The organism is Arthrobacter sp. efr-133-TYG-118 (assembly GCF_030209755.1).
Classification (GTDB): domain Bacteria; phylum Actinomycetota; class Actinomycetes; order Actinomycetales; family Micrococcaceae; genus Arthrobacter.
On sequence record NZ_JARVRH010000013.1, the window covers coordinates 116443 to 141879 of the forward strand.

Consider the following 25437-nt stretch of genomic DNA (forward strand, 5'->3'; position numbering starts at 1 on the left):
GCGCCATGACCTACGTGATCGCGCAACCCTGCGTCGACGTCAAGGACAAAGCCTGCATTGACGAATGCCCGGTCGATTGCATCTACGAGGGCGAACGCTCGCTCTACATCCACCCGTCTGAATGCGTGGACTGCGGAGCCTGCGATCCGGTGTGCCCGGTCGAGGCGATCTACTACTCGGACGACGTTCCGGATGAGTGGTCAGATTATGTCCGGGCCAACGTGGAGTTCTTCGAGGAGCTCGGATCCCCGCAAGGGGCATCGGCGCTCGGGAACCTCGGGCGGGACCATCCCGTGGTTGCAGCGGCATAAGTTCCGGGCTGATGTTAAGCGGCCAGCCTGGCCCGGATCGCCTGTCGAAGCGACTCCAGGCTGGGCAGGCCCGAGAGGCCACCGGCCGTGCGGTAGACGCGACACGTCATGGCTGGTTCTGCCATCGAGGGGAAGAGGTCACTTCCGTTCACCATGAATGTCGGGGATCCGTGGAATCCGGAGGCTTCGGCCTCTTCGTCGGTCAGGATCTGCCTGACCGCAATCAAGGCAGGGTCGTTCCCCTCCAGTTCCGCGGCCCGGGAGAACAGTTCCCGGGCCGCGGAACTGTGCGGACAGTCCTGGATGGTGAGCAATTCGAAGTCCATTGCCCCATTATCCGGCCCCGCACCGTATAGGTCACAGCAGGTCGGCGTGATGCTCTGCGACGACGTTCGGGTGGGCCCGAAGCCGGTAACGGAGGGCGTTGTCCCCGTAGGTTTCCAGAATCGGGCTGTTCGTGGGGTCAACCGACAGGCCACGGGCTTTTGCCTGGAATTCCGGGCTCACGGCAAGCTGGGGCATGGTCGCATCAAGTGCGGGATTGTAGAAGAAGGGAAGGGAAATCCGGTCTGTGCCTCGAAGCGGTGAGATGACCCGGTGCAGGGTCGCCTTGAGGTAGCCGTTGGTGGCCAGCTCCAGCATTTCGCCGATATTGACCACGAATGTCCCCGGCACTTGGGGCGCGTCGATCCACTTCCCTTGGTACTCGACCTGGAGACCGCCCTTCCCGGGCTCAACCAGGAGAAGAGTGAGTACCCCCCCGTCTCGGTGGGAACCCACGCCCTGCTTCGGTTCCGGGTTCGACTCCCCCGGATATCTCACAATCTTGAGGACAGGGAAAGCCCGTGCGGCGAATGCGGCATCAAAGGTGTCCTCGGGCGCTCCGAGGGAAACTGCCAGGGCCCGCAACAACGCCAGTGAGATGGTGCTCAGCCGGTCGGTCCATTCTGAGACGATTTCCCGCATTTCCGGCAGCGCAGCCGGCCAAAGGTTGGGCCCCTCCAGGCGCCAATATTCCGGGACACCCAGGCCCGGCTCGACAGCGTCACGCTCGACGCCGATGTCGATCTGCTCGCGCCAGTCGATCCCGCCGTCCGTGAGCTCGCCGCCAACGCGGGTGTAGCCGCGGAACTGGGGGCTGTGGACATTCTCGATCGCGAGCTTTTCTTCTTCGGGCAGCTCGAAAAAACGGCGCGACACGTCGAGAATGGCGTCCGTCAGCTCCTGCGGGATGCCGTGGCCGGCCAGGTAGAGGAAGCCAACCTCATGCATGGCGTCGCGCAGTTCGTCACGGAACCGGGAGGCCTCGTCCGGGGTGGCATCCAGACGGGAGAAATCGATCACGGGCAATGTATCGAGTGTCAATGCACTTCGTCCTTTTCATCGAATGTCGCAAGCGTGCGGATTGTCCCGTCGCGTTCAGCCCGGATGCTTGGGACGCCACACACCGAAACGGTTGCCGTGCGGGTCCAGGAGGTGTGCGAACTCGATCGCGCCGTTATCGACGAACGGGATGGCCACACTCGCACCGAGCGACTCGGCCCTGGCGATCGCAGCCTTCACATCGTCGACTTGCACGTAGAAAATCGCCCACGACGTTCCCTCAAGCGAGGAAGTGTCCCACAGGCCACCCTTGTCGCCGTTCACCATCTGGTAGCTGGCAGGCGAGGACTCACCGAAGGTCCAGTCGAAGAGTGAGCCGTAGAATGCCCGCGCGCTCTCGGGATCGGGCGAACCGACTTCGAAGTAGTTCACTATGGACGCCATGGCTGTTTCCTTTCCACTTCCTCCGCAGATAGACGGCGGGAGGCCGCCCGCGAGACCTGGGGGCGGCCTTTTCGAATAGTTAGGGCATGACCTTGTAGAGACCGACGACCGTCTCTTCCGGGGGCGACTCGAATCCGCCCTCAATGCCCACCTGCATGCGGGGCACGAGGATGCCGTCGCGGAATTTCTCCCAACTTTCTTTCGACTCGTGGACGGCCATGATCGTCCAACCGCCGGTTGACGGGCCTGCGGCGTGGAAAGTCTGACCGTCGGGCAAGAGCCCCTCTCCTGGGTGGACGGCGGCAATAGACGCCTCGTATTGTTCCTTCGTGCCTCCTGGGAAGAAGTGCACGACTCCGTAGGGCGCGGCTTCCATATCTGCTCCTTGCTGGTGTGGACGGGTGTGGACATGCCAAGCAATAGACCCCGCTACGCGGGATGTCAATGAGTTTTCACACGCGGGATCCAAATCCTAGATTCAGGTCCAGAATTCGTCTGCCTTGGCCGTGTCCTCGAAGAATTCCCGACCCTCTACAACCTTTCCGTCGCGGAGCACGAAGGAGATGGCTGTTGCAATGTCCAGGGTCTTTCCATCGCTTTCGGCGCGGCTCTGCTGGAGCGCAATTGTGTGGTTTTCTCCACCGACGATGTCCTGAACCGCCGCCTGGAAGGTACCTTGGGAACGCGCTCCCAGCTCGCCGAAATACGCCAGAATCGCGTCGCGTCCTTGCTTCGTCCCGGACAGCACGCCATTTCCAGCTGCGTACCAGACTGCGTCCTCCGCGAACAGCTCGCTGAGTGTCGCCAGATCACCTGTGTTAAAGGCCTCGTACCCCCGCCGGACCAATTCGGCGTTTTCTGTAGCTCCCATGTCGGATACCTCTCCGTCATCCTCGTCGGTCAATGGGACGGCTTAAGGCTATTCCTGGGCAGGGTGCCTGTCGATGGAATGCTCGAAGTTCGCGGACCGCACCAAGGGCCCCTGCCGGCAATTCAGTGCCAAGCTTGACCATAAGGACGCCACACCCACAGGGAGGGCAAGCCGTGATTGAGACCGCTGAGGCCGTTCTTCACGATGGCACAACCATCGCTATAACCATCCACGGAAACGGACGCGCCCTGATGATCCCGGCCCGCTTCGCCCCCTATCCGCGCGAGGAAGCCGAAACGATGCGCCGCTGGGGCGCTGATCCGGATCTGGGACCCAACATGGTCAACGGACTCGCGCGATACCACCGTGTCGTCGTCGCCGATTACGAAAGCCACCGGATGGCACACCCCGCACCGGACACCCTTACTCCAGGGAATGTCACGGCTGATCTCCTTGCTATCGCCGACGCCGCTGATGCCGGCACCTTCGCCTACTACGGCTACTCTTGGCTGGCACTCTGCGGCTTGCAACTCGCAATCCGCACTGACCGGCTTTGGGCACTGGTGATGGGCGGATTCCCACCCCTCGATGGACCATACGCGAGCATGTTGGCGGTGACCCGGGCAGCACATTCGATGTCCACACAATCCGCCGACCTGGTTCCTTCCCCTACTCCTGACGTTGAGCCCGGAGACTGGGATTCTGTACCCGTTCAAACGAACGAAGCTCAGACCCGCCAATTCGTGACCCTCTACGAAGCCCTTCAGGATTTCGACGATTCCTCCGCCGAAGTTCCGCCGGGCTTGCCTCGCCTCGCCTTCGCAGGGGCGGACGACCGGATCGATTACGGCCCGGCATGGGGCAACGTTCAGGTAAAGATCGGGGAGCACCTGACGACGCACAAGCAAGCTCTCTTGAGCGCCGGGTGGGATGTCCGAGTGCTTCCGGGCCTCGATCACATCGGAGCGATGCATAGCTCGGTCGCCTTGCCTATCCTGTCGGACTGGCTCCGGAAGGTTGGCTAGGCCTGCTGCTCATTTACGAGCCCGTCCCAGGACCACTTCGGGAAGCGAAGTCCCTCCGGGACGTCGTCTGAGGAGCGGCGGTATGTGGACATAGCTGTGGTGGTCGCCCAGGCGAAGTAGTCGTGCAGCACTTTCCGGAGAAGGCTGCCTTCGGCGAGTCCTACATCCTCAAGTGCCAGATCGAAGCACGCGATCGCCCGGCGGTCCATCTCCTCATGCGGCCCGTTCCCGCTGTGCATGCGCACCACTGATGTCTCGTCACCATAAGAGCCCGTATATGCCTGGGGGCCGCCCAGCGCCTCCGCCCAATAAGCTGCCAGACGCTGCGTGTGCTCAGGATGGAATCCATGGCTGAACGCGTGACCGACCACGTCGTCCGCGATGACCCTGGCATGCCAGGCATCCGCCAGAGCGATGAAAAAGTCGGCGCCGCCCGCAGCCTCGTATACCGTCTGCATGCTGCAACGATGGCACGCTCCACCACCAAATGCCATGGGCGCGGGCGACTCTCCGCCGCCGGAACTTTCATCCCGGCGCAACCTCCTGCCCCTGCCAGCCGCGGCCTCTTGAGACACATCTGGGCCGGTGGGACGATGAAGCGGTGAATCCCTTCTTCGAATTTGTCGGCCACTACTGGTGGCTGGTCTTTCCGCTGAGCGGATTGGCCGGCGGTTGGGCACGGTCCTGGTCCAGGGCCAGCGAAAGGCGGCACCGCCGTCGGGTGGAGCTCTATCAGCTCCAGAACCGCGCGGCGCAAGCGGAGCAGGCCAGCCAAACCGAGGTCTTGCGGCTGCAAGAGGCGCACGACGCGGTGAACCGGCGATGGCTCGAATACGAACTCGACGTCGGAAAACTCATCGATTTCCCGGTCATGTCGGATGTTCGCGAGCCGCTCACCGTGGCGTTTCTTAGGGCCAAACGGGAGGCTGACAGCTTGCGTCCGGCAGCTCCGGGAGAAATCACGACGGCGGCCCGGCTGGCCGAGTATCGCACGGCCGTCCGCAGCTTCGAGCTGGCGTTCGATGTGGCAGAGCGGGAAGCCAGACGCATCAAGGACAGCAATTTCACCGAGCCCGAGCGTCAGCGGCTGGCGACCGCGAGGAAGCTGCTCAGGATCGCTTCGGATAGTGCAGCGACGCCGGCAGAGCGGCAGACGGCGTACAAGCGCGCCCGGCGCGAATTGGACGGTCTGATCGTCCTGCCCGAAGCGACGATCGCTGCCCTGGAGGAGAAGATTGCCGGAATACTCGACGCGCCAAAGGCTCGGGACTTCCATCAAAGCTGACAGGTGCAGTTGTCCCGCCCTTAATGGTGGCGGCACCGCCCAGGGCAAACCGCCACCAACGTCTTGGAGTCCTTCTCAGTGTTTGAAGCGATGAATGATCACGTATTTGTGATGTTTCCTGTGACGAGTCTTGGAACGACGTGGGGTCAGTCCCAGAGGGGGTAACCCAAGAGCTTTCCGCCTGGCCGACAAACGAATATTTGCGTAAACCAGGAAAACGAAGAAGCCCAAGGGTGGGATGAGCACCACGAGAATCCACGCTAAATTGCCCACGGCGCGCCTCCTATGCTCAGTTTCCGACCGAGCATAGCTGACGTCAAGATTGGCGCTATTCGGTGGTGTTCGCCACCTCAGCAGAGACCGAGGGGCTATCCACGGGGCCATGCTAGGCGTAGCTTTCTTCTCATTCCGGCAAGTCTGTTTTGGCTGGCAGCCGGCATTTATCAGGAGGACATCATGGACAACTTTCTCCGACGCGGCGGACTCGAAGTCCCGGAGCCCGTCCGACGCTTCCTTCAAGGCGAATCCGATCCTTCGCTCCGCATCGAGCAATACCAGGAGGGGGACACGCTCGTCGTCAGAGTGGATCTGCCGGGAATCGATCCGGAAACCGACGTCGACATCAGCGTCGCCGACGACAACCTGCATATTCAGGCACGGCGCGAGGAGGATGCCGAACGCATGGACAAGAAGGGCTACCGCAGCGAGCTCCGCTACGGCGAACGGTCCCGCAGCATCCCGCTGCCCCGCGGCGTGAGCCAGGACGGCATCATCGCCACGTACGAGGACGGCGTCCTCGAAATCCGTATCCGGGTCCCCGAACAGCCAGAGCCGCAGACCACGAAAATCCGCGTTGTCCGTAAGGGTGGCCGCGAAGCCAACCAGTCTCCCGAGGAGCCGGGGAACTAACTCGGCCAACTAGCCTGGCCGACGACGCAAGCCTAAGGGCTCCCATGCTGCCCGTTTGGTCGCCGCACTTTTTGGAGCCGCGGGGCTGGCCGCTTGTCCTGGGGAGCGGTAGCCTCGAGGGCGGTGGCGGGCATTGCGAGGACGGCGACGACGGTGAGCGCGGCGCTCACAAGCACGGCGAGAAATACCGCCGCAGAGGCGAATACAACTGCCTGCGAACTCTTCCCGCCACCGGGGCTGTCGGCGTAGATCGCGTTGGCCACGGCTCCGAATACCGCTACGCCAAGCGAGCTGCCAATGGATCGCGCGAAGAGGTTGGTGCCCGTCACAACGCCGCGTTCGTGCCATTCGACGCTGGACTGGGCTGCGATCAGGCTCGGGGTCGCAAGTAACCCCAGTCCGAGTCCGGCGACAAAGCAGCTGCCTGCGACGAGCACGAGATTCGGGGTGTATGCCGTAATGGCGAGGGCCGCCGAACCGATGAGGGTGATGGTGATCCCGATCAACGCTGTTGCCCTGAAGCCGATCCGGAGGTAGAAACGGCCCGACTGCGAGGCGCTGATCGGCCAGCCGATTGTCAGGGCTGCCAGGGATAGGCCCGCAATGAGTGGTGACACCGAAAGCGCGCCTTGAAGGAAGGTGGGAACGTACGAGGTGAGGCCAAGCACGATTGCTCCAGCCCCGAAGGAGATCAGTGCGGTCGTGGCGAGAAGGCGCCTCGAAACGACCCACGGCGGAAGGACGGGTTCAGCCGCTCGTCTCTCTACCACGACGAAGGCAACGAGCAAGACTGAACCAACGGCGAACACTGCGATGCTGATCGGAGAGTCCCAGGCCCATGCCTGGCCACCTTCCAGGGCGCCGAGGATGGTCAAGGTTAACGTGACCGTGAGAAGAGCGGCTCCAAGATAATCGACGCGGTGCTTTACCCGTTCGATGTTCTCCTGGAACCTCTGAACCAGCATCCACGCAGCCACGATGCAGAGCGGAACGTTGACCAGGAAGATTCCCCGCCAGACCCCAAGCGAGGAGAACACCCCGCCCAGAGTTGGACCGACAACCGACGACGTCGCCCACACGCTCGCGAGGTAGCCTTGCACCTTCGCGCGCTCGGCCAGGGTGTAGATATCGCCGGCGATGGTAATGGCTACAGGCAGGACCGCGCCGGCACCCAAGCCCTGCACCACGCGGAAGGCAATGAGCGCAGGCATGCTCCACGCCAACCCGCAAAGGATCGATCCGAGCAGGAAGAGTCCAATGCCAGTGAGAATTATCGGCTTCCGACCTGCCATGTCGGAGAGTTTCGCGTAGACCGGAACCGAGACGGCCTGCGCGAGCAGGTAGGCGGAGAAGAGCCACGGAAACGAGGCGAACCCACCGATTTCGTGCACGATCGAAGGCACCGCGGTGGCCACGATGGTGGCATCGATCGCGACGAGACCGCTTGAGAGCATCAGGGCTATGAGTATCGGGCCCCGTTTGGAACGAAAGCCTACGCCGTCGCTTTGAGTTGCCATGTCGGCCCTGTCTTTCCCCTACGCCCGGGCGTATCCTAAATACGTTTCCGGCACCGGCCTCGGCCGGCATTTTTCTCTGCACCCACTCAGTTAGGCGTCATCCATGGAGATGAACATCAGGGACCACTGGGACATGCTCAGCCCCGAAACGCAGCATTGGCTAACCGACAACCCCGGATGCGTGGTCTTGCCGCGAACCATCACGGAAATAATCCATCAGGAAACCGGCATCACTCCGGATTCCGACCGGCACAGCCAAGTCAGCCTCTCTCCCGAGGATCTGAGCTTCATCCTGGCCAAGGCCGAAGGGGGCCCGGTCCGGCCGAAGTGATCGACCCGGTCATTCGTCGCCGTCTTCATCCGCCGGCGCGGGTCGATTGGCTGACTTACGCAGTGGCCCCACGGCCCCGTCCCTCCCGTAGTCCCCCTCGGCGTACTGGCCGATTTCCGACTCAGCTGTCCGCCCCGGAACCGCTCCGGCTTCGCCGAGGTCTGCCTTTGCGTAGCGCCCGGATTCCTTGGCCTCCTCACCCAAGGGTTCGGGCAAGCCTCCTTGACTGCCGGCCGTCCCGTAGTCGCCTTCGCTGTATTGGCCTTCTACGTCATCGGAGTGACGCCCGGGCTCCGTTCCGGTCTTGCCGTAGTCCCCCTCGACGTACCGGCCGCGCAGTTCCGGTTTCTCGGGAGCCCCGCTCTTCTCCTCTTCAGTGGGTTCTTCTTCAGTGGGTTCTTCGACGCCGCTGCTTTCGGTCATGATCTTGCCTTTCCCGCAACCAACCTTGCGTCTCATTGGCGCCTTCTAAGTTTATCGACGGGCATTGCGGGGCAACAGGCGTTGTTAGCCTCCGGAGGCTACTTCGGCTCGTAGCTTTCAAGGCCGACGCTGGCCCTCACGAGTGCCCGGAGTTCGGACAGGCCTCCCGTCAGGGCTCCTGCGGCCCGGGCCTGGACCAGTACGTTTCCGAGCGCCGTGGCTTCCACGGGGCCGGCAATAATCGTCTTCCCGCTGGCGTCCGCGGTGAGCTGGCACAGCAGCCTGTTCTGGGAGCCGCCGCCCACGATGTGGACCACCGACGCCTGCTTGCCGGACAGTTCCTCGGCGCGTGCCAGAGTCCTCGCGTAAGCGGCCGCGAGGCTGTCCAGGATGCAGCGCACGACGGCGGCCGGCCGGTCCGGCAGGACGGCACCGCCGGCGCGAACCGCAGAGCGAATACGGTCCGGCATGTTGTCCGGCGCGATGAACGCCGGATCGTCGGCGTTGATCTGGGGGCCTCCGGCAGGAAGTGCCGCGGCGGACTCCAGGAGCGCGGCTAGTTCCTGCCGGTGCCCTTCGGCGGCCCAGGTACGTTGGCATTCGCTGAGCAACCACAGGCCGCCGACGTTGCGCAGGTACCTGATGGTGCCGTCGACGCCCCGCTCGTTGGTGAAGTTGGCCAAGCGGCTTGCTTCATCGAGGACCGGGCTGTCCAATTCCACACCCACGAGGGACCAGGTGCCGGAGGAAATGTAGGCGAAGTCTTCGCGCGCCGCCGGCACCGCGGCCACGGCCGAGGCGGTGTCGTGCGATCCCACGGCAATCACAGCGGTCTCCGCAGGCAACCCCGTCCGGGCCGCGATCTCCGGCAGGAGCGTGCCTACGGTCCCGCCCGGCTGGATGATGGCCGGGAACAGGTTTTTGGGTAAGCCGAGTGCCTTGAAGAAGTCGCCGGCCCACTCCCCCGCGACGGCGTCAAAAAGCCCGGTGGTGGACGCATTCGTGGCCTCGGTACGGCGTTGCCCGCTCAGCTTGAACGCAATCAAGTCCGGGATGAGCAACGCCTGGACGCCGCGCAGTTCACGTTCGGTGGCGAGCTGGTAGAGCGTATTGAACTGAAGGAACTGCAGTCCGCTGGTGGCGTAAAGCCGTGCCGGGTCCAGCACCTTATTGACGTCCGCGACGGCAGTGCGGCCGCGCTCGTCGCGGTAGCTGAACGGCTGCGCGATCAGCTTGCCGGCTTCATCCACGAGTCCGTAGTCGACGGCCCACGTGTCGATCCCGATGCTGGCGATCCGCTCCCCGCTTGCGGCGGCCGTTTCGGCGGCCGCCGCAAGTCCCGTGAGCACCTCGTCGAACAGTGCGTCGAAGTCCCAGTGGAGTCCGCCGTCGAGCTCTACGACGCCGTTGGGGAAGCGGTGCACTGTTTCGAGCGAGACTGATTTTCCGGACGCAGGCCGCCCGCCGGTGACCCGGCCGAGCATGACGCGGCCCGAGGACGCTCCGATATCGACCGCGGCGAAAACGCCGCCGGCATTGGCCTGTCCGTTCATCGCAGGAAGGCCGCCGCGACGCCCGCGTCGACCGGGATGTGCAGGCCCGTGGTGTGCGAGAGTTCGTTGCTGGTCAGCACGGCGGCGGCGTTGGCGACGTGTTCGGGCAGGACTTCGCGCTTGAGCAGGGTGCGCTGGGCGTAGTACTTGCCCAGTTCCTGCTCGTCCACGCCGTAGACGGCGGCGCGCTTGGCGCCCCAGCCGCCGGCGAAGATCCCGGAGCCGCGGACCACGCCGTCGGGGTTGATGCCGTTGACGCGGATGCCGTGCTCGCCCAGTTCGGCGGCCAGCAGACGGACCTGGTGGGCCTGGTCTGCCTTGGTGGCGGAGTAGGCGATGTTGTTCGGACCCGCGAATACCGAGTTCTTCGAGGAAATGTAGACGATGTCCCCGCCCATGCCCTGATCGATCATGACCTTGGCCGCGGCTTTGGAGACCAGGAATGAGCCCTTGGCCATGACGTTGTGCTGCAGGTCCCAGTCCTTCTCCGTGGTTTCCAGGAGCGGCTTGGAGATGGACAGTCCCGCGTTGTTCACCACCAGGTCCAGTCCGCCGAAAGCCAGGACGGCTTCCTGGATGGCGGCGGCGATCTGGGCTTCGTCGGTGACGTCTGCTTGAACTCCGATGGCGACGTCGTCACCGCCGAGCTCGGCCGCGACTGCCCGCGCGTTGTCCAGGTTGAGGTCGGCGATGACCACGCAGGCGCCCTCCGCCGCGAGGCGGGTCGCGATCGCCTTGCCGATGCCCGACGCCGCGCCCGTCACCAAAGCGATGCGCGTTGCATGGGACTTTGGCTTGGGCATCCGGGCGAGCTTGGCCTCTTCAAGGGCCCAGTACTCGATCCGGAACTTCTCGGATTCCTCGATCGGCGCGTAGGAGGAAATAGCCTCGGCGCCGCGCATCACGTTGATCGCGTTCAGGTAGAACTCTCCGGCGACGCGGGCGGTCTGCTTGTCCTTGCCGTAGGAGAACATTCCGACGCCGGGGACCAGGACGATGGCCGGGTCCGCGCCGCGCAGGGCAGGGCTGTCTTCCTGGGAATGGCGGTCGTAGTAGGCCTGGTAATCCTCGCGGTACGCGGCGTGCAGTTCCTTCAACCGGGCCTTGGACTCTTCGATCCCGGCGTCGGCCGGCAGGTCCAGGACGAGGGGCTTGACCTTGGTACGCAGGAAGTGGTCCGGGCAGGAGGTACCCAGCGCGCCCAGGCGCGGGTGCCCGGCGCCTTCGAGGAATTCCAGGACACGCGGATCGTCGCTGAAGTGGCCCACCTGCGGCTTGTCGGCCGAGGCGAGGCCGCGGATCACCGGGGCCAACGCGGCGGCTTTGGCTTTCCGTTCGGCTTCCGGGAGCGCGGCGTAGCCGGGGAGTTTGGCGCCGAAAGGCGCGGCCTTGCCATTCTGGGCAATGTAGCCTTCGGCCTGCTCGATGATCCAGAGGGAGTTGGCCTCGGCTTCCCCGCTCGTAGCGCCCCACGCGGTGATGCCGTGTCCGCCCAGGATGGTGCCGATGGCCTGCGGGTTGGCTTCCTTGATCGCCGCGATGTCCAGTCCCAGCTGGAAACCGGGGCGGCGCCAGGGCACCCACACGACCTTGTTACCGAAGATCTTGGACGTCAGCGCTTCGCCGTCCACCGCCGTCGCGATCGCGATGCCCGAGTCCGGGTGCAGGTGGTCCACGTGCGCGGCGTCGACGAGTCCGTGCATGGCAGTGTCGATCGACGGCGCGGCGCCGCCTTTGCCGTGCAGGCAGTAATCGAAGGCGGCCACCATGTCGTCTTCGCGCTCGACGCCGGGGTAAACGGCCTTGAGTGCCTGCAGCCGGTCCAGCCGCAGGACCGCCAGGTTTTCGGCCTTCAGGGTGCCCAGGTCACCGCCGGAACCCTTGACCCACAACAGCTCGACCTCCTCCCCGGTCACCGGGTCCTGTGCCGTGCCCTTCGCCGAGGTGTTGCCGCCGGCGAAGTTGGTGTTCCGCTTGTCCGCGCCGAGGCGGTTGGAACGGGTGATCAGATCTTCAACAGTCTTGTTGGTTGTGTTCTGCATGTCAGTGTTCTGCATATTCATGCCTAAGCGCCCCATCCGGCTTGCTGGCCGCCCACGCGGTCCTCGTTGATCTTCTTCTGGTAGCCACTGGCCTTGAACGCTGTCATCGGGTCCGCGGGCAGGCCACGCGATTCACGCCATTCGGCCAGCACCGGCCGGACGTCCGTGTAGAAGGCATCGTTGAAAATGCCGTTCGCGGCCAGGACATCCCCGTCGCGCTGCGCTTCGGCCAGTGCATCCGTGTCGATGAGCAGGGCGCGGGCCGTCATTTCCTGGACGTTGAGCACGGAGCGGATCTGGCCCGGGATCTTCTCCTCCAGGTTGTGGCACTGGTCAAGCATCAGGGCAACGCCTGACTCTTTCCCGAAGCCGCCGCCGCGGATGACCTCGTGCATGATGCGGAACAGCTGGAAGGGATCCGCGGCACCGACGATCAGGTCATCGTCGGCGTAGAAGCGCGAATTGAAGTCAAAGGAACCGAGCTTGCCGAGCCGCAACAGCTGCATGACGATGAACTCGATATTGGTCCCCGGAGCATGGTGGCCGGTGTCCAGGCACACAAAGGCCTTCTCCCCCAGCGCCAGCGTCTGGGCGTAGGAGGTGCCCCAGTCCGGAACGTCGGTGTGGTAAAAAGCCGGCTCGAAGAACTTGTACTCCAGGACCAGGCGCTGGGTTTCGGCGAGTCCCGCATAGATTTCCTGCAGGGATTCAGCCAAGCGGTCCTGGCGGCCGCGCATGTCGTCCTGGCCGGGATAGTTGGTGCCGTCGGCCAACCAGACCTTCAGATCCCGGGAGCCGGTGGCGTGCATGATGTCGATGCACTCCAGGTGGTGGTCGACCGCCCGGCGCCGCACAGCCGCGTCCGAGGACGTCAGGGACCCGTACTTGTACTCATCGTCCTGGAACGTGTTCGAGTTGATCGTCCCCAGCCCGACGCCAAGGCTCTCTGCGTACTCGCGCAGGGCGGAGTAATCATCCACCTTGTCCCAAGGGATGTGCAGTGCCACTGTCGGTGCGAGGCCCGTGAATTCGTGGACTTTCGCGGCATCGGCCAGCTTCTCCTGGATGGTCCGCGGGGTGCCCGGCGTACCGAACACCTTGAACCGCGTGCCCGAGTTGCCGTAGGCCCACGAGGGAACCTCGATGGCCAGTTCCCCGAGGCGGCCCAGGGCCGTTTCCGTGGTGTTCATTGTTGTTCCTTCTGTTGCCTGTGTGTCGTCTTCGAACAGCACTGCCCATTTGTCTTGAATCGATTCATTCAAGAACCTACTCAAACGGTAGGGCCTGCCTCCGTGGCGTGTCAACAGGCAAACCCGGAGATCGCCAGTCGAACCACGTAATATTGATGAAACGGTTTGATTCGATTCATCGATCGGGAGGTTCAGCGTGCCAAGCGGCCCGGGAGCAAAGCTGACGGACGTCGCTGCCCTTGCGCGAGTTTCGGTCGGCACAGTGTCGAATGTCCTCAACCGGCCCGACCAAGTGTCGTTCGACAAACGGACCCGCGTTCTTGCCGCCATCGAGGAGCTGGGATTCGTGCGCAACGAATCAGCCCGCTCGCTGCGGTCCGGATCCACCAGGAGCCTCGGCATGCTGGTCTTGGACGTGCGCAACCCCTTCTTTACAGATGTCGCTTTGGGGGCTGAAAACGTCGCCGAAGAACACAAGCACTCCTTGATCCTGGCCAACAGCGCCGAAAACGCCGGGCGTGAGCAGGCATATCTGGACCTGTTCGAGCAGCAACGCGTCCAAGGCGTCCTGATCACTCCGTTCGGACAAGTTCTTCAACGGCTCGGAAGAATGCGCGAACGGGGCATCCCTTCAGTACTCGTCGACAGGCTCGCAAGCACGGATCAGTTCTGCTCGGTCTCAGTGGACGACGTTGCCGGCGGCGCAACGGCCGTGGAACATCTCGTCAGCGTCGGTTCTGTACGCCCGGCATTCGTCGGCGGCCCCTTCACGCTGCAGCAGGTCGAGGACCGCTACCGGGGCGCCGCTGACGCGGCCGCGCGAGCGGGAGTCCCACTTCAACTATTCGAAACGCCCGATCTGAAATTCGAACGCGGCCGGCAGATTGGAGATCTCATGGGGAATCTCCAGCCCGACAAGCGCCCGGACGCCGTATTTGCCGCCAACGATCAATTGGCCCTAGGGCTCTTGCAATCCTTCGCCGCAAATGGGCTCCGTGTGCCAGAGGACATCGCCATCGTCGGGTTCGACGACATCGATTTCGCCTCCCAGTCGAGCATCCCGCTCAGCTCCATCAGTCAACCGAGGCAGCTGATCGGTGAGCGGGCCGCCCAGCTGCTTTTCGACGAAATCGACGCGGAGACTGGCCACGAGCACAGCCAAGTGGTGTTCACGCCGGAACTCGTGGCGAGGCAGAGCACCCTGCGCCGCTAAGCGGAACCTTTCAGGCCCGCCGTTGGCACGAGAGCGCCCTTTGCGGATGAAATGAGGGATATATAGGTCTCCAGTTGGGACCGTAACTGATCCGCCGAATGGTGTTCCGGCGTCAGTGTGGCCGTGATCTGGGCACCGAGCGCGAACGTCATGATCCCGCCGACGAGGTCGTCGTCGTTCAGTCCTTCCTTCAGCTCACCGAGTTCCCTGGCTTCGCGGAGCTTGTCGAACAGGGCCTCACGCCATTGCTCCATCGAAGAATCATGCAAGGCGGCCTTCGCCGGGTCCGTCAGGGCGCGCTGCCAGAAGGCGATCGCGATTCGCGCCTCGTTGAGCCTCTCGGCATCGAGCGGCAAAATTTCATGGCAATAGCTGCGCAATGCAGACAGGCCCCGCAGGCCTGCAGTGGAGCTGCCCATACGGGTGTTCGTCTGGTTGAAGACATGGCCGAAAGCAAACGTCAAGAGATCGTCCTTCGTCGGGAAGTACGGCTTGAGCGCCCCGTTAGCAAACCCTGCTTCCGTTGCTATCTCGCGCATGGTGGCTCCCTCGATCCCCCTGCTGGCGATGATCCGCCACGTGGCTTCGACAAGTTCCACCCGGCGCTTGTCGTGGTCTACGATCTTCGGCACGCTTTCCCCAAATCTTTTTTTCTACAACCGTTGTGACTCAGATTACACGATGCTATTCTCTACACACATAGAAAATAAATCGCCACTCACAAAGGCCTTCCATGAGCACAACTTCCTCTCCAGAAATCGCCGAAATGGCTGCGTTTGCCGGACCGTCACCGTTTGCCTTGACCAGTGCCGAAGACATCACGGCGGTCAGGGGCATTTTGGCCGGCGCTGGACTCTTCGACGAATCCATCCGGATCGCCTACCTTGGCTTGATTGACCCCCCTCGCGATTCAGGAGCCGTGGACCGTAGGTTCAGGGCGTTCCTGCACAACGTTTCATCCGGTGCAGCACAGGACGTCGTGGTCTCTGTGACACACCAGGAAGTCGTCTCCAAAGTCGAACTCGACACCTCGGTGACGGGTGAGCTTCCGGTCATCGAAGAGGAATTCGAGGTGGTTGAAGAGATCCTCGCCCAGGATGAGCGATGGCTCAAGGCGTTGGCTGACCGGAATCTCGATGTCAGCAAGGTCAGGGTCGCTCCCCTGTCAGCCGGGGTCTTCGAGTACCCGGAGGAGAAAGGCCGCCGGATTCTGCGTGGCTTGGCTTTCGTCCAGCAGTTCCCCGGGGACAGCGCCTGGGCCCACCCCGTGGATGGGCTGGTTGCCTACGTCGACGTCGTCAGCAAGAAGGTCGACCAGGTCTTGGACTTCGGGCCAGTTCCGGTGCCGGAAGAACACGGCAATTTTACGGACCCTGAGCTGACCGGAGCGATGCGCACCACCCAGAAACCGATCCACATCACCCAGCCGGAAGGTCCGAGCTTCACGGTCCAGGACGGCAACCACGTCGAGTGGGAGAAATGGAGCCTGGACATCGGCTTCGATGTCCGGGAAGGCGTCGTTCTCCACAATGTAGCGTTCGACGACGTCGATCGCCGCCGCAGTATCCTCAAGCGTGCTTCGATCGCCGAAATGGTGGTGCCTTACGGCGACCCCTCCCCTGTGCGCTCCTGGCAGAACTACTTCGATACCGGTGAATACCTCGTGGGCCAGTACGCCAACTCGCTCGAGCTCGGCTGCGATTGCCTCGGCGAAATCACCTACCTCAGCCCGGTAGTGAGCGACTCGTTCGGCCGGCCACGGGAAATCCGCAACGGAATCTGCATGCACGAAGAGGATTGGAGCATCCTCGCCAAGCACAGCGACCTCTGGAGCGGCGTGAACTATACGCGCCGGAACCGCAGGCTCGTCATCAGTTTCTTCACGACCATAGGCAACTACGACTACGGCTTCTACTGGTACCTCTACCTCGATGGCACCATCGAGTTCGAGGCCAAGGCCACTGGCGTCGTCTTCACAAGCGCCCACCCCGGAAAAGGCTACCCGTACGCCTCGGAGCTCGCCCCGGGCCTTGGTGCTCCCTTCCACCAGCACCTTTTCAGTGCCCGCCTGGACTTCGCCATCGACGGCCTGAGCAACAGGGTCGAGGAAGAGGACGCCGTCCGCGTACCCATGGGAGAAGGGAACGAGCGCGGCAACGCCTTCGCGCGTCGTCGGACTGTCCTCAAGAACGAATCGGAGGCTGTCCGCGAGTCCGACATGGCGGCCGGACGGGCCTGGATCATCTCCAATCCCGAATCACTCAACCGCCTGGGCGACCCCGTGGGGTACAAACTCCATGGACAAGGGCATCCCATGCTCCTGGCTGACCCCCAATCATCCATCGCCCAGCGTGCAGCATTCGCTACGAAGGATCTGTGGGTGACCCGCTATGACGAAAATGAGCGCTACCCCAGCGGCGACTTCGTCAACCAGCACTCCGGAGGAGCCGGATTGCCGTCCTACATTGCCCGCAACAGGGACATCGACGGACAAGACATCGTCGTGTGGCACACCTTCGGGCTGACCCACTTCCCCCGCCCCGAGGACTGGCCGATCATGCCCGTCGACACGGTGGGTTTCAAACTGCGCCCCGAAGGCTTCTTCGATCGGAGCCCCGTCCTCGACGTGCCCGCGTCGAAGCCCGCTGAAGGCGGCCACTGCCATATGGAGGCCCAGAAATGAGTTTAACAACCGGGAAAGAGACCACTGAGGTGGGCCACCCGCATCACAATCGACGCCGTCTCGGCGTCCCGGCGGTGACTTTCATGATCATCGCCGCGTCGGCTCCGCTCACCGTCCTCGCCGGCGGAGTGACGACGACGTTTGCCGTCACAGGAGTCACCGGCGTTCCGCTGTCCTTCCTGCTGCTCGGCGGAACCTTGGCCGTGTTCGCCGTCGGCTACGCGGCAATGAGCCGCTACGTCGTCAACGCCGGCGCTTTCTATTCGTACGTGGCGCAAGGCATTTCCCGGCCCGTCGGCGTCGGGGTTTCCATGGTGGCGCTGATGGCCTACAACCTGATGCAAGTCGGCATCTACGGGCTCTTCGGCTTCACCGTCTCGAGCTTGATCAACGAACGCTTCGGCGCCACCGTCCCTTGGTGGATTCCGGTGCTGGTCTGCATCGCCGTCGTCGCATTCCTCGGCGTGAACAGAGTGGACCTGTCAGCGAAGGTCCTCGGGGTGCTCGTCGGCCTGGAGTTCCTCGTGGTGATCGTGTACGACGTGGTCTCCTTCGTCGTTGCGCCCGAGGGAGTCAGCGGAGCGCCGCTGAGCCCGCAGAGCCTCTTTGTGCCGGGCATAGGTGCGGTCCTCTCCTTCGGCATCGCGGCGTTCATGGGATTCGAGTCGGCTGCGATCTACGGCGAGGAAAGCAAGGACCCCAAGCACACCGTGGCCCGGGCAACCTACACCGCGGTCGCCATCATCGCCGTGTTCTACGCCGTTTCGTCCTGGGCCATGGCCGTAGGGACAGGACCCTCCGCGGTGGTCGACGCTTCCGCAAAACAAGGACCGGACCTCATGTTCGGCTTCCTCAGTGACCACGCCGGCGTCCTTCTCGCCGACCTGGCCCGCCTGCTCTTCGTCACCAGCCTCTTTGCAGCCCTCGTCAGCTTCCACAATGCCGCGGCGCGCTACTTCTTCTCCCTTGGCCGGGAGCAAGTACTTCCCCGAAAACTGGGTGCAGTCCGGCGGCACAGCGGCGCCCCCTACGCCGGGTCGATCGCCCAGACAGTGATCGCAGTCGTGGTCACTGTGGGGTTCGCTATCGCGGGGACCGGATCATCGCTCGGTGACCTCTACCCTGTTCTGACCATGTTTACGTGGCTGACGAATGACGGCGCGATGGGACTTGTCCTCCTGATGACCATTGTTTCGCTGGCCGTCATTGGCTTCTTCCGCAAGAAAAAGCATGGCGCTGGAATCTGGACCCGTGTGATCGCCCCTGCCTTGGGTTTCGTGCTCTTGGCGGTGATCTTCGTTCTGATCGTGGTCAACTTCAACGTATTGCTGGGTCAAAACGAGACGAATGCACTGACGTTCATCCTCCCGGCCACGATCATCGTGCCCGGATTGGCGGGGATCGCCTGGGCGTTCCGCCTCCGCCGGAGCAACCCCGCCGTGTATCGGCGGATCGGACACGGCGAAGAGGGGCCGGCTGCCGTCCACCTCGGGGACGAAGAAGACTTGTAGCGCCGGACTGATGATCGGTGAACAACATGCACACAATCCTTTCGATGATCATGCTGGCCTGCTGCGCCCTGGGGATCTGGAGCCCGATGCGCGAAGGCCTGGTCAGGAACCTCAGCCAGTGGGGACCGATGGCCCTCATGTTGGTGGCGATGGCGGATACGACCGTCGGTCCGGGCATTGTTCCGGGCGTGGTGTGGGGCCTGCTGCTGCTTCTCACCTCGCCTCTTCCGCTGATGCTTCTGCCCAAGGATCGCCGCGGCGGCATGGAAATACACCGTTCCTTGTCCATGGTGTCCATGTTCGCCCTTCTCGTCACCACCCTTCCCTCCCCCTCATCCAGTTCGGTACACCCAACACATGGGCATTCAGGACTTGGTGGAGCGAACCCGGTCCTGGCAGTCGCCCTCGCGGCATCGGTCATCGCCTACTCGATCTTCCTGGCGGTCCGAACGCTTCGACGAAACGGCCGCGGACACCGCCGTCACGCATCGGCATCGCTTGAGGCCATCTCTTCAGCGGGTGCCTTGGGCGCAATGGTCCTGATGGCCGTCTGACCCCTAGAACGTTGTCCTTCGAAACCCATACCAACTCAGAGTGGAGTAAACCCTTGGAAAGCTACGACGCCCTCCTGGCCTCAATCACCCCTACCACCGGCGAAACCCGGACCATCCTCGACCCCGCCACCGGCACCCCCGTCGGCGAGGCTCCCGTTCACACCGTCGAGGACCTCGAGGCCGCCATCGCCGCCGCCGCAGCCGCCCAGCCCGCGTGGGCTGCGCTGGGCCACGACGCCCGGTCCGCCGCGCTCCTCAAGGCGGCCGACGCCGTCGAACGCTCCGCCGAAGAACTCGCCCGCCTGCTCTCCCGCGAGCAAGGCAAGCCGCTCAACGGGCCCAACGCCCGCTTCGAAGTCGGCGCCTGCGCCGCCTGGCTCCGCGCCACCGCAGCCACCCCGCTCGACCCCGAAACCGTGGTGGACGACGGCGAAACCCGCGCCGAACTGCACTACCGGCCCATCGGCGTCGTCGGCGCCATCGGACCCTGGAACTGGCCCATGATGATCTCCATCTGGCAGATCGCCCCCGCCCTGCGCATGGGCAACGCCGTCGTCGTCAAACCCTCCGAATACACGCCCCTGTCCGTGCTCGCCCTGGCGTCCGTCATCAACGAAGAACTCCCCGAAGGCCTGCTGACCGTGGTCTCCGGCGGCCGCGACGTCGGCGCCCGCCTCGCCGAACACCCGGCCGTCGGGAAGGTCATGTTCACTGGTTCCACCGCCACCGGCAAGGCGATCATCCGCTCCAGCGCGGACACGGTGAAGCGCCTCACGCTCGAGCTGGGCGGCAACGACGCCGGCATCGTCCTGCCCGACGCCGACCCCAAGGCGATCGCCGAGGGCCTCTTCTGGGGCGCCTTCATCAACACCGGCCAGACCTGCGCCGCGCTCAAGCGCCTCTACGTCCACGACTCGCTGTATGACGCCGTCTGCGAAGAGCTCGCCGCCGTTGCCGCCGCCATGCCCATGGGCAACGGACTCGACGAGAACAACGTGCTCGGCCCGCTGCAGAACCGCACGCAGTACGACATCGTCGCCCGCCTCGTGGATGCCGCCCGCGACTCCGGCGCCCGAATCCTGCTCGGCGGCAACCCCGACGACGGCCAGCCCGGCTACTTCTACCCCACCACCCTTGTGGCCGACATCGACAACGACAACCCGCTCGTCGCCGAGGAACAGTTCGGGCCGGCTCTGCCCATCATCCGCTACAGCACCGTTGACGAGGCCGTCGCCAAGGCGAACGCGCTCGACGTCGGACTCGGCGCCTCGGTCTGGTCCTCCGACCCGGAAGCCGCCCGCGGCGTCGCTGCGCGTCTTGAGGCCGGAACGGTCTGGATCAACAAGCACGGCGCCGTCGACCCCCGGATCCCGTTCGGCGGCGCCAAGCAATCCGGCTACGGCCTCGAATTCGGCGCCGAAGGCCTCAAAGCCCTCGGCGTGCCTCAAATCATCAACGGCTAGGCGGTGACGGCGGCGCGGGTCGCCCCAACCAACTCGCAGTTGTTGTCGTTTAGGACCCGCAGAACGACAACAACTGTCAGCCAGTTGGGGCGTGGCGCCGTCGCCTCTGAATCTCGACGTAAGCCGTGACAAGGAGCAGGACAATCACGGCAAGGGCCAAAACGACGGCGCCGGAAACCACAGCGCTCACCGGTATGAGCAAGATGGCGATCGCTACTGTGGGAACAGCCCATGGCAGCACTGAGCGTTGAGGCTGGCCGTAGCGAAGCGACACGATTGCATTGCACGCATAGAAGAGGGCCAGACCTCCGCCGAGCGAAATCCCTGAGCCGAACGGCAAGTGCTCATAGGGTGCCGGAATGGCGGTCGCGATCGCCCCGGCGATCGCGGTCACCCCCAGCACCAGGAGAAACGGCATGAACAAGGTGGTCTGAAGTATCCCGGCGAAATCGGATCGTGCCTGCAGGCGCTCGAGCCCCGCGGTGATGGTCCCGGTGCCGTATTGGAAGAATGCCCAGCCGAGCAGGGCAACAACGAGGAATCCGAGCGCGCCGACCAGTCCGGCGCCCGGCCCCCAATCGTCAGACACCTCGGTGACGATCGTGAATATGGACTCGCCGAGGACAATGATGACGAACAAACCAAGCCGCTCGGAAGCGTGCTCGTTGTTGATTCCACCGACACCCCGGTCCGGCCAAAGGCGGGCGCCAACGGCCACCATGCCAACTTCGACGACGATCGCGGCAGCCCACAGAATGACAGCGATGTGGAGCGGCAAGAAGGCCGAGATGAGCCACAGGACGGCCGTGCCGCCGTTGTAGATCCAGATGCGCCACGGAGTTTCGGCCGAATTTTCGCGGTGTTGGTACAGCCACAAGATCAGCAGGACCACGCGAATGGCAGCATTGGCCAGCGAAAAAGCCCAGGCCCGTTCTCCAAAGGCACCGGGCGCCGCGGCGGCCATGGCGCTCGCCGCTGCCATGGCGGCGAGCATCGCGACACCCAGCGCCCGCGACGACAAACCAGGCAGGAGGTTGACGACGGAAACAATGTTCACCCAGGCCCACCACGCCGGAAAGAAAAGCAGGACGAACGTGCCGAATTCGGCCCATCCAGGATCGCCGTGAATCCCGCGCGCAAGCTGCCCTACGAAGGCCACAAAAACGAGGTCGAAGAACAGTTCCATCCAGTGCACGCGGCGCGGGTCACGGGCCACTTCGTGTTTCAGTGCACCGGAAGCCGACGATTTATCCATCATTGACCCATGCTATTGGCTGCCTAACTTGCCTTTGAAAGTGCCGTACCACCGCCGGCATCGCCTCGGCCGCCTTCGTCGCGGAATAGCATCCGGACCCCGGGGCACCCCACACGGCCTGAGATAGTAGCATTTGTAATGCATGAATACCCTTAACGAGGAGCGTCCTACGGACAGGGAAGAGTTGGGGGCAAGTAAAGGCAATGGATTCGGAACCGGCAAAGCCAGAGGTAAACCCGCGATTCAGCAACACCCGGAAACAGAATACCGAACTTGCTATCCAGCAACTCCGGGACGGTGGGTTCACCACCATTCAGATAGATGAATTCGTCGAGACGTTGCACCGCATGGAGGCAGACGAGTCGGTACTAGCGCCCCTGACAAATGCCCTATTCGCCATGAACGTCTCAGTCCAGTGGCTGATGTAGGAACGTCCCCCGGCCCAAGACTCCGATCAGATCAACCGGACTCGGCCTGCTCCTCGATACGTCGACGCTGCTCCTCGAGCTCCTTCTCGCCTTCGTCTTCAGCCTCATAAAGCTTGGAGTTGGTGATCTGGAGTTCACGCATCACAGCGTCAAGCTTCACGTGGAGGGCGGCACTGTCTCTGTTTTGGGTGTTCTGGATGATGAAGACCATCAGGAACGTCACGATGGTGGTGCCGGTATTGATAACCAATTGCCACGTATCCGAAAATCCTAAAAGTGGTCCCGTAAACGCCCAAGCGATGAGAATGACTACTGCCGCGCTGAACACCCAGGCGTGGCCGAGAACTTTGGCCACCCTGGTGGTGAACCGGGTGAAGAAATCCTGACGGGGACCGCTGTCTTGGCTCATGCAGACATCATCCACCTATTTCATTCCGACCCAAACGCTTTCCAACGTTGTAATCTTCAGCTTAGGACGGACGCTGACGTGCGCGGAAGAAGGAAAAGTGGCAATTACGATGCGGGATGTGGCCCAAGCGGCCGATGTGTCAATCAAGACGGTGTCGAACGTCATCAATGACCATCCAAACATCAAAGCCGAGACCCGCGAGCGGGTCTTGCTAGCCATCGAGAAACTTGGCTACCAGCCCAATCTCTCGGCGCGTGGATTGCGGTCGGGCCGTACGGACGTCATCAGCCTCATCATCCCGGATTTGAAGAACGCATACTTTGCGGAACTTGCCGACGCCGTCATGACGGCCGCAGCAAAGCGGGGGAAGGTCGTGATCATCGAGCAAAGCGGAGGATCGCGGGCACGCGAGCTTGAGATCCTGCATGGCCCCCGGATGCGAATGGTCGATGGTGTCTTGTACAGCGTGCTCGGCCTGGGCCAGGAGGACGCGGGCCTCATTGACATCCCGACTCCCATGGTCCTCCTGGGCGAGCGGATCTTTCACGGCCCCACGGACCACGTGACCATGCAAAACATTGAGGCTTCGCAAGCAGCTACGGAACACCTCCTGCAACGCGGACGAACGAGGCTACTCGCCTTTGGTGCCCACCGAAATGAAGTCATCGGTTCAGCGGGGCTTCGCTTGGAAGGTTACCGCCGCGCCTTGCAGAAGGCAGGGCTGGACTACCGGGACGAACTGGCAATCGACGTCCAGTCCTGGCACCGCTCCGACGGCGCCCAAGCCATGCGGCAGGTCCTGGAGTCCGGGCTGGACTTCGACGGTGTCGTGGCTTTCAACGACTCCATCGCCCTGGGCGCCATGCGTGTCATGCAGGACGCCGGACTGAAGATCCCTGAGGATGTGGCCATCATCGGCTTTGACGACATCGACGAGACCCGGTATTCGCTACCGACCCTGTCGACCATAGATCCGGGCCGGCGGGAGATCGCCGAGACCGCCGTCGCGATGCTCCTGGAACGCATTGACGGCGCACCCGAAGCGACACCCGCCCGCGAGTTTGAAGCAGGATTCAAGGTCATCAGCCGGGAGTCCACGGCGATCCGGCCCGCCGAAGACTCCGCCTAATTTTTTCTTGACATGTAAGTCCGGTCACATCATGATGGATTTACAACGATTACTTACATCGATGTAAAAGCTTGGGAATCTCCTCTTATCCCCATCTGCCGAGTCCGTCCGGGTCCCACCAGCATGCATTGGCTGGAGGACGGCCTACCCTCACTGCCCTACCTCCGACGACGACGTCCATGCACGACCGAAGGGAAACTACGTGAACAAGAAAGCAATCGCATCAGCAGTGTCAGCCGCTGCCCTGGCCGCCACTATGGCAGGGTGCAGTGGCGGCGGGGATGCCGCCAGTGCGGGCTCCAACACCACCAATTGCACCAACAAGATTGTCCATGCCGACGCTCCGAAGGTCTCCGTGTGGGCGTGGTACCCCAACATGGCCACGGTCGTCGACAACTTCAACAACTCCCACACCGATGTCCAGGTCTGCTGGACCGTTGCCGGCCAGGGTGGCCCGGAGTATGCGAAGTTCCAAACAGCCATCCAGGCCGGCAAGGGAGCCCCTGACGTGATCATGCTCGAGGCCGACCAGCTGACGGGTTTTGAATTGCAGAACGCACTTGTCGACCTGAGCAAGTACGGCGCCGGAGACGTCAAGAAGAACTTCAGCGCCGGTTCCTGGAAGGACGTTTCGCAAGGCGATTCCGTCTACGCGATTCCGGTCGACGGCGGTCCGATGGCCATGATCTACCGCAAGGACGTGCTGGACAAGTACGGTATCAAGCCGCCGACGACGTGGGCGGAGTACGAAACGGCCGCGCAGAAGGTCAAGGACGCCGGCGGCCCTGCATTCGGAGATCTTGGCAGCAATGTCCCCGCCGCCCTGACCGCGCTTATGGCCCAGAAGGGCGCGGTTCCCTTCACTTATGATCTGGCGGACCAGAAGAACATCTCCATCCACCTCGACAGCCAGCCGGCCAAGGACGTGTTGAACTACTGGGCAGGGCTCGTGAAAAAGGGCCTGGTAGCCACCCAGGACCAGTTCACCACCGACTACATTTCAGGAATGATCGGCGGCAAGTACGCCACGTACATCTCCGCAGCATGGGCTCCCGGCTACCTCACCGGATCCGGAGTGGGTAAGGGCAACGAGAAAGGAACATTCGCTGCCGCGCCGCTCCCCCAATGGGATCCAAGCAACCCTGTCTCCGTGAACTGGGGAGGATCCACTTTTGCCGTCACCTCACAGGCCGGTGACCAGAAGCTCGCTGCCGAAGTCGCCAAGGGCCTCTACGCCGACGACACCTCGCTGACGGATGGCTGGAAGACCCAGACAATCTTCCCGCTCAACCAGAATGTGCTGAAGTCGGAAGCGTTCACCAACAACGCCGTCGATTTCTTCGGCGGCCAGACTGCAAACAAGGACATCTACATCCCGGCCGAAAATGCCTACAAGGGATTCAGTTACAGCCCGTTCAGTGTCTACTACTACGCGCAACTGCAGACCGAGACCGTCAAGATCAACGCCGGCAAAGTCAGCGGGGACGAAGCAGCCACCGAGCTGCAGGGCATCATGGTGAACTACGCGAAGAGCCAAGGGTTCACGGTCAACTGACAGCTCCTCCCGT

At 63.0% G+C, this 25437-nt stretch carries 27 protein-coding genes; 13 read left to right on the forward strand and 14 right to left on the reverse strand.

The window, feature by feature from the left end:
- The first annotated feature begins 5 nt into the window (after positions 1-5).
- Positions 6-311, forward strand: a complete 306-nt coding sequence (gene fdxA / locus QRN59_RS13125; protein ID WP_284982941.1) for a ferredoxin — start codon at positions 6-8, stop codon at positions 309-311.
- A gap of 14 nt (positions 312-325) precedes the next feature.
- Here fdxA and QRN59_RS13130 read toward each other — a convergent pair whose 3' ends face one another.
- From QRN59_RS13130 to QRN59_RS13150, 5 genes are all read right to left on the reverse strand, one after another.
- On the reverse strand, positions 326-637 hold the full coding sequence (locus QRN59_RS13130) for a hypothetical protein (protein ID WP_284982942.1): 312 nt from the start codon (positions 635-637) through the stop codon (positions 326-328).
- A 31-nt stretch (positions 638-668) separates the two neighbouring features.
- Positions 669-1676 carry an isopenicillin N synthase family dioxygenase gene (locus QRN59_RS13135; protein ID WP_284982943.1) on the reverse strand — a complete coding sequence of 336 codons (1008 nt, stop codon included), beginning with the start codon at positions 1674-1676 and terminating at the stop codon, positions 669-671.
- Between the two features lie 54 nt (positions 1677-1730).
- A complete protein-coding gene (locus QRN59_RS13140; protein ID WP_284982944.1) occupies positions 1731-2078 on the reverse strand; it encodes a VOC family protein in 348 nt (115 codons plus the stop codon).
- A gap of 79 nt (positions 2079-2157) precedes the next feature.
- Complete coding sequence (locus QRN59_RS13145; RefSeq protein ID WP_284982945.1) at positions 2158-2454, reverse strand: hypothetical protein; 297 nt, start codon at positions 2452-2454, stop codon at positions 2158-2160.
- Between the two features lie 102 nt (positions 2455-2556).
- Positions 2557-2949: a nuclear transport factor 2 family protein gene (locus QRN59_RS13150; RefSeq protein ID WP_284982946.1), complete on the reverse strand. Its 393-nt coding sequence runs from the start codon at positions 2947-2949 to the stop codon at positions 2557-2559.
- A 173-nt stretch (positions 2950-3122) separates the two neighbouring features.
- Between QRN59_RS13150 and QRN59_RS13155 the strand changes: the two genes are divergently transcribed.
- On the forward strand, positions 3123-3974 hold the full coding sequence (locus tag QRN59_RS13155; RefSeq protein ID WP_284982947.1) for an alpha/beta hydrolase: 852 nt from the start codon (positions 3123-3125) through the stop codon (positions 3972-3974).
- Here QRN59_RS13155 and QRN59_RS13160 read toward each other — a convergent pair.
- Positions 3971-4432 carry a group II truncated hemoglobin gene (locus QRN59_RS13160; protein WP_284982948.1) on the reverse strand — a complete coding sequence of 154 codons (462 nt, stop codon included), beginning with the start codon at positions 4430-4432 and terminating at the stop codon, positions 3971-3973. The two genes, QRN59_RS13155 and QRN59_RS13160, sit on opposite strands and share 4 nt — an antisense overlap.
- Before the next feature lie 143 nt (positions 4433-4575).
- On the opposite strand from QRN59_RS13160, the gene QRN59_RS13165 reads away from it, so the two are divergent.
- Positions 4576-5259 (forward strand): hypothetical protein, encoded by a 684-nt coding sequence (locus QRN59_RS13165; protein ID WP_284982949.1) that lies wholly within the window; start codon positions 4576-4578, stop codon positions 5257-5259.
- A gap of 456 nt (positions 5260-5715) precedes the next feature.
- Entirely contained in the window at positions 5716-6168 is a 453-nt protein-coding gene (locus tag QRN59_RS13170; protein ID WP_284982950.1) for an Hsp20/alpha crystallin family protein, read from the forward strand.
- A 32-nt stretch (positions 6169-6200) separates the two neighbouring features.
- On the opposite strand, the gene QRN59_RS13175 is transcribed toward QRN59_RS13170, so the two are convergent.
- Entirely contained in the window at positions 6201-7685 is a 1485-nt protein-coding gene (locus tag QRN59_RS13175) for an MFS transporter (RefSeq protein ID WP_284982951.1), read from the reverse strand.
- A gap of 103 nt (positions 7686-7788) precedes the next feature.
- Between QRN59_RS13175 and QRN59_RS13180 the strand changes: the two genes are divergently transcribed.
- Positions 7789-8016 carry a hypothetical protein gene (locus QRN59_RS13180; protein WP_284982952.1) on the forward strand — a complete coding sequence of 76 codons (228 nt, stop codon included), beginning with the start codon at positions 7789-7791 and terminating at the stop codon, positions 8014-8016.
- A gap of 9 nt (positions 8017-8025) precedes the next feature.
- Here the strand turns inward: QRN59_RS13180 and QRN59_RS13185 are convergent, their stop codons facing one another.
- The 4 genes from QRN59_RS13185 to rhaI form a co-directional block, all read right to left on the reverse strand.
- Complete coding sequence (locus tag QRN59_RS13185; RefSeq protein ID WP_284982953.1) at positions 8026-8439, reverse strand: hypothetical protein; 414 nt, start codon at positions 8437-8439, stop codon at positions 8026-8028.
- A 98-nt stretch (positions 8440-8537) separates the two neighbouring features.
- The gene (locus QRN59_RS13190) at positions 8538-9992 is read right to left on the reverse strand and encodes a rhamnulokinase (protein ID WP_284982954.1); all 1455 of its coding nucleotides are present in this window, start codon (positions 9990-9992) and stop codon (positions 8538-8540) included.
- Positions 9989-12034 carry a bifunctional aldolase/short-chain dehydrogenase gene (locus tag QRN59_RS13195; RefSeq protein WP_284982955.1) on the reverse strand — a complete coding sequence of 682 codons (2046 nt, stop codon included), beginning with the start codon at positions 12032-12034 and terminating at the stop codon, positions 9989-9991. The genes QRN59_RS13190 and QRN59_RS13195 overlap by 4 nt, the downstream gene beginning before the upstream one ends.
- Positions 12035-12057: 23 nt before the next feature.
- Positions 12058-13224 carry an L-rhamnose isomerase gene (gene rhaI, locus QRN59_RS13200; protein ID WP_284982956.1) on the reverse strand — a complete coding sequence of 389 codons (1167 nt, stop codon included), beginning with the start codon at positions 13222-13224 and terminating at the stop codon, positions 12058-12060.
- Between the two features lie 196 nt (positions 13225-13420).
- On the opposite strand from rhaI, the gene QRN59_RS13205 reads away from it, so the two are divergent.
- The gene (locus QRN59_RS13205) at positions 13421-14437 is read left to right on the forward strand and encodes a LacI family DNA-binding transcriptional regulator (protein ID WP_284982957.1); all 1017 of its coding nucleotides are present in this window, start codon (positions 13421-13423) and stop codon (positions 14435-14437) included.
- Here QRN59_RS13205 and QRN59_RS13210 read toward each other — a convergent pair.
- Positions 14434-15069 carry a TetR/AcrR family transcriptional regulator gene (locus tag QRN59_RS13210; protein ID WP_284982958.1) on the reverse strand — a complete coding sequence of 212 codons (636 nt, stop codon included), beginning with the start codon at positions 15067-15069 and terminating at the stop codon, positions 14434-14436. The two genes, QRN59_RS13205 and QRN59_RS13210, sit on opposite strands and share 4 nt — an antisense overlap.
- 134 nt (positions 15070-15203) lie before the next feature.
- On the opposite strand from QRN59_RS13210, the gene QRN59_RS13215 reads away from it, so the two are divergent.
- The 4 genes from QRN59_RS13215 to QRN59_RS13230 are packed head-to-tail and all read left to right on the forward strand — an operon-like array spanning position 15204 to position 20648.
- On the forward strand, positions 15204-17120 hold the full coding sequence (locus QRN59_RS13215) for a primary-amine oxidase (RefSeq protein ID WP_502871053.1): 1917 nt from the start codon (positions 15204-15206) through the stop codon (positions 17118-17120).
- The gene (locus tag QRN59_RS13220; RefSeq protein ID WP_284982960.1) at positions 17117-18631 is read left to right on the forward strand and encodes an APC family permease; all 1515 of its coding nucleotides are present in this window, start codon (positions 17117-17119) and stop codon (positions 18629-18631) included. The genes QRN59_RS13215 and QRN59_RS13220 overlap by 4 nt, the downstream gene beginning before the upstream one ends.
- A 26-nt stretch (positions 18632-18657) precedes the next feature.
- Positions 18658-19185 (forward strand): hypothetical protein, encoded by a 528-nt coding sequence (locus QRN59_RS13225; RefSeq protein WP_284982961.1) that lies wholly within the window; start codon positions 18658-18660, stop codon positions 19183-19185.
- 53 nt (positions 19186-19238) lie between these two features.
- On the forward strand, positions 19239-20648 hold the full coding sequence (locus QRN59_RS13230) for an aldehyde dehydrogenase family protein (protein WP_284982962.1): 1410 nt from the start codon (positions 19239-19241) through the stop codon (positions 20646-20648).
- A gap of 76 nt (positions 20649-20724) precedes the next feature.
- On the opposite strand, the gene QRN59_RS13235 is transcribed toward QRN59_RS13230, so the two are convergent.
- On the reverse strand, positions 20725-21906 hold the full coding sequence (locus QRN59_RS13235) for a low temperature requirement protein A (RefSeq protein ID WP_284982963.1): 1182 nt from the start codon (positions 21904-21906) through the stop codon (positions 20725-20727).
- Between the two features lie 200 nt (positions 21907-22106).
- On the opposite strand from QRN59_RS13235, the gene QRN59_RS13240 reads away from it, so the two are divergent.
- On the forward strand, positions 22107-22331 hold the full coding sequence (locus QRN59_RS13240) for a hypothetical protein (protein WP_284982964.1): 225 nt from the start codon (positions 22107-22109) through the stop codon (positions 22329-22331).
- Positions 22332-22362: 31 nt separating this feature from the next.
- Here QRN59_RS13240 and QRN59_RS13245 read toward each other — a convergent pair whose 3' ends face one another.
- A complete protein-coding gene (locus QRN59_RS13245; protein WP_284982965.1) occupies positions 22363-22740 on the reverse strand; it encodes a low affinity iron permease family protein in 378 nt (125 codons plus the stop codon).
- Between the two features lie 97 nt (positions 22741-22837).
- Here QRN59_RS13245 and QRN59_RS13250 point away from each other — a divergent pair, with 97 nt between their 5' ends.
- On the forward strand, positions 22838-23869 hold the full coding sequence (locus tag QRN59_RS13250; RefSeq protein WP_284982966.1) for a LacI family DNA-binding transcriptional regulator: 1032 nt from the start codon (positions 22838-22840) through the stop codon (positions 23867-23869).
- Between the two features lie 202 nt (positions 23870-24071).
- Positions 24072-25424 (forward strand): ABC transporter substrate-binding protein, encoded by a 1353-nt coding sequence (locus tag QRN59_RS13255; RefSeq protein WP_284982967.1) that lies wholly within the window; start codon positions 24072-24074, stop codon positions 25422-25424.
- Positions 25425-25437 lie beyond the last annotated feature (13 nt).

What these genes read in the sequence shown, in the direction of transcription:
- fdxA (WP_284982941.1), top strand. Translation starts at nt 6, where the DNA reads ATGACCTACGTGATCGCGCAACCCTGCGTCGACGTCAAGGACAAAGCC.
- QRN59_RS13130 (WP_284982942.1), bottom strand. Translation starts at nt 637, where the DNA reads ATGGACTTCGAATTGCTCACCATCCAGGACTGTCCGCACAGTTCCGCG.
- QRN59_RS13140 (WP_284982944.1), bottom strand. Translation starts at nt 2,078, where the DNA reads ATGGCGTCCATAGTGAACTACTTCGAAGTCGGTTCGCCCGATCCCGAG.
- QRN59_RS13145 (WP_284982945.1), bottom strand. Translation starts at nt 2,454, where the DNA reads ATGGAAGCCGCGCCCTACGGAGTCGTGCACTTCTTCCCAGGAGGCACG.
- QRN59_RS13150 (WP_284982946.1), bottom strand. Translation starts at nt 2,949, where the DNA reads ATGGGAGCTACAGAAAACGCCGAATTGGTCCGGCGGGGGTACGAGGCC.
- QRN59_RS13160 (WP_284982948.1), bottom strand. Translation starts at nt 4,432, where the DNA reads ATGCAGACGGTATACGAGGCTGCGGGCGGCGCCGACTTTTTCATCGCT.
- QRN59_RS13170 (WP_284982950.1), top strand. Translation starts at nt 5,716, where the DNA reads ATGGACAACTTTCTCCGACGCGGCGGACTCGAAGTCCCGGAGCCCGTC.
- QRN59_RS13175 (WP_284982951.1), bottom strand. Translation starts at nt 7,685, where the DNA reads ATGGCAACTCAAAGCGACGGCGTAGGCTTTCGTTCCAAACGGGGCCCG.
- QRN59_RS13180 (WP_284982952.1), top strand. Translation starts at nt 7,789, where the DNA reads ATGGAGATGAACATCAGGGACCACTGGGACATGCTCAGCCCCGAAACG.
- QRN59_RS13185 (WP_284982953.1), bottom strand. Translation starts at nt 8,439, where the DNA reads ATGACCGAAAGCAGCGGCGTCGAAGAACCCACTGAAGAAGAACCCACT.
- QRN59_RS13190 (WP_284982954.1), bottom strand. Translation starts at nt 9,992, where the DNA reads ATGAACGGACAGGCCAATGCCGGCGGCGTTTTCGCCGCGGTCGATATC.
- QRN59_RS13195 (WP_284982955.1), bottom strand. Translation starts at nt 12,034, where the DNA reads ATGCAGAACACAACCAACAAGACTGTTGAAGATCTGATCACCCGTTCC.
- rhaI (WP_284982956.1), bottom strand. Translation starts at nt 13,224, where the DNA reads ATGAACACCACGGAAACGGCCCTGGGCCGCCTCGGGGAACTGGCCATC.
- QRN59_RS13215 (WP_502871053.1), top strand. Translation starts at nt 15,204, where the DNA reads ATGGCTGCGTTTGCCGGACCGTCACCGTTTGCCTTGACCAGTGCCGAA.
- QRN59_RS13220 (WP_284982960.1), top strand. Translation starts at nt 17,117, where the DNA reads ATGAGTTTAACAACCGGGAAAGAGACCACTGAGGTGGGCCACCCGCAT.
- QRN59_RS13225 (WP_284982961.1), top strand. Translation starts at nt 18,658, where the DNA reads ATGCACACAATCCTTTCGATGATCATGCTGGCCTGCTGCGCCCTGGGG.
- QRN59_RS13235 (WP_284982963.1), bottom strand. Translation starts at nt 21,906, where the DNA reads ATGATGGATAAATCGTCGGCTTCCGGTGCACTGAAACACGAAGTGGCC.
- QRN59_RS13240 (WP_284982964.1), top strand. Translation starts at nt 22,107, where the DNA reads ATGGATTCGGAACCGGCAAAGCCAGAGGTAAACCCGCGATTCAGCAAC.
- QRN59_RS13245 (WP_284982965.1), bottom strand. Translation starts at nt 22,740, where the DNA reads ATGAGCCAAGACAGCGGTCCCCGTCAGGATTTCTTCACCCGGTTCACC.